This window comes from Bartonella sp. AD328YNZD (assembly GCF_042196425.1).
In genome coordinates, this window is the sequence record NZ_JBHIQG010000026.1 from 1 (window position 1) to 1,984 (window position 1,984).

The following is a 1,984-nucleotide window of genomic DNA, read 5'->3' on the forward strand; positions in this document are numbered from 1 at the left end:
CGAGCTTTAAGAGAAGCAAAAAAGCAAAAATGCGAACTCATAGAAATCAAACCTACCGGTGAACTGCTTATCTATCTGAAAGCAGATATCCCATTACCAAACTCAACAGCACATCCTGATAAAATATGGAATTTATCTCGTGATGATTATGAATTTGATATCATCTTATAGGTGTTCCCATGCCAAAACCACGCCCTCCTCACCTTGTGAAACAAATTACCCAACATGGCAAAATCGTATGGTATGTACGTATTGGTCATGGAAAACGTATTAGAATACGTGGTACCTATGGAACGCAAGAGTTTGTTGACAACTACAAAAGCGCACTTGCTGAATTACAAGGGCTTATACTCCCTAAATCCAAAACCGGTAAGCTAGTCGAAGGTTCATTTGCATGGCTCCTTAAACAGTATTTTAATAGCTCCAATTGGCATAGCCTCTCTACAATTACAAGAAAGCAAAGAGAATACATCCTTATGAAGATATGCGATTCCGTAGGAGATATCCCATACCAAGCAATTAATAAGAAACATATCATAGCTGGAGTTGAACGGCGTAAAGAAACACCAGCAATGGCTAGAGAATTTCTGAAAGTACTTAATGGGCTTTTTAATTGGGCGATTGACCAAGGTCTTTTGGAAAACAATCCAACTTTAGGGGTCAAAAAACCTCCTCTAAAAAATAAAGGGGGCTTTCCTGTTTGGACAGAAGAAGATGTTGAGAAATATTATAAAAGATGGCCTCATGGTACCCATGAACGTGTTTGGATTGATGTTCTTCTTTACACGGGGTTGCGCCGTGGTGATGCAGTTCGCATTGGCTGGAAAGATGTCAAAGACAATATTATTCATCTCAAAACAGAGAAAAGTAAATTCCAAACAGATGTTTTTCTCCCTATTTTACCGGAATTAGCCAAAACACTTGAAGCTGGTCCTATTGGTGAGGACACATTCATTTGTAGTAAACACGGGGGGAAAATACCTAAAGAAAGATTCGGAATTACATTTTATAATGCTTGTACCCAAGCAGGTATCAAAAAAACAGCCCATGGCTTAAGAAAATTAGCAGCAACACGCGCAGCTAATTCTGGTGCAACAGTATCACAACTCAAAGCAATTTTTGGCTGGACACATGATGCTATGGCATCTCTCTACACAAAGAGCGCAGATCGCAAAAAACTCGCTCTTGAAGCCATAAAAAAGCTTCAAAAAGATGGGGGATAGAGGAAAAAAAACGTAATAGAATCAGGATTCCTCAATTCCCCCATATTAGACATAACTATTTCATTTTACTTGCTGTTTAAATCCAATAACAGAATAATTCAAAGTTTATCAAGGATAATATCTTTTAATTCAAAGCCCATGAACTATGAGCAAAAGCATCGAATGTTCTTCCACCTGTCTCTCTGTTAGGACTCGGCGGCTTTCTAGTAAAGAAATATACAAAATATGCGATTAAAGCAAAAATCGCTGTCTCCATCCCCATTAAACCCGCAACTTTTTGGACATTTTTCTCAGCCCCTTGTCCTCCAAACTGGCTAATAATCATACCAACAGCTTTAATAACTCTATTTTCTTGTGTCATTACAGAAATAAAACCAGCATTTTGAAATCTATCATTTAAAGAATCAGCATTGGCTCTTAAAATCTGTGAAAAGAAAATCGCTACTGCAACAAAACATACTATACAATGCTTGAATATTTTCATCATAACCACCTAATTACAATATTTAATAAAATAAATTTTCTTTACCGCCCCCTCTAAATAGAAAACATTCCGTTATCTATCAATAAAGTATATTTATCTTATTACAATAAAAATATAATACAAAATTTAATTAATAATTTTATTTAAATTGTTAATTTTATATTATATTACACTTGCAATATATCCGTTACATGTTTATTTAAGAGTTGTCAATTATTTTATTTGTAATTTATACTATGTAATTTAATGATAAAAATAAATTTATTTTGTTGTTTTT

At 34.7% G+C, this 1,984-nt stretch carries 2 protein-coding genes; one reads left to right on the forward strand and one right to left on the reverse strand.

Going from position 1 to position 1,984, the window contains the following annotated elements; genetic code table 11:
• Positions 1-179: 179 nt before the first annotated feature.
• The gene (locus ACFIO3_RS02500) at positions 180-1,223 is read left to right on the forward strand and encodes a tyrosine-type recombinase/integrase (protein WP_375704077.1); all 1,044 of its coding nucleotides are present in this window, start codon (positions 180-182) and stop codon (positions 1,221-1,223) included.
• A 124-nt stretch (positions 1,224-1,347) separates the two neighbouring features.
• Here ACFIO3_RS02500 and ACFIO3_RS02505 read toward each other — a convergent pair whose 3' ends face one another.
• Positions 1,348-1,707 (reverse strand): hypothetical protein, encoded by a 360-nt coding sequence (locus ACFIO3_RS02505; protein ID WP_375606730.1) that lies wholly within the window; start codon positions 1,705-1,707, stop codon positions 1,348-1,350.
• Positions 1,708-1,984: the final 277 nt, after the last annotated feature.

Bases quoted from the DNA above. Each gene is read 5' to 3' on its own strand.
- ACFIO3_RS02500 (WP_375704077.1), top strand. From the start codon at position 180: ATGCCAAAACCACGCCCTCCTCACCTTGTGAAACAAATTACCCAACAT.
- ACFIO3_RS02505 (WP_375606730.1), bottom strand. From the start codon at position 1,707: ATGAAAATATTCAAGCATTGTATAGTATGTTTTGTTGCAGTAGCGATT.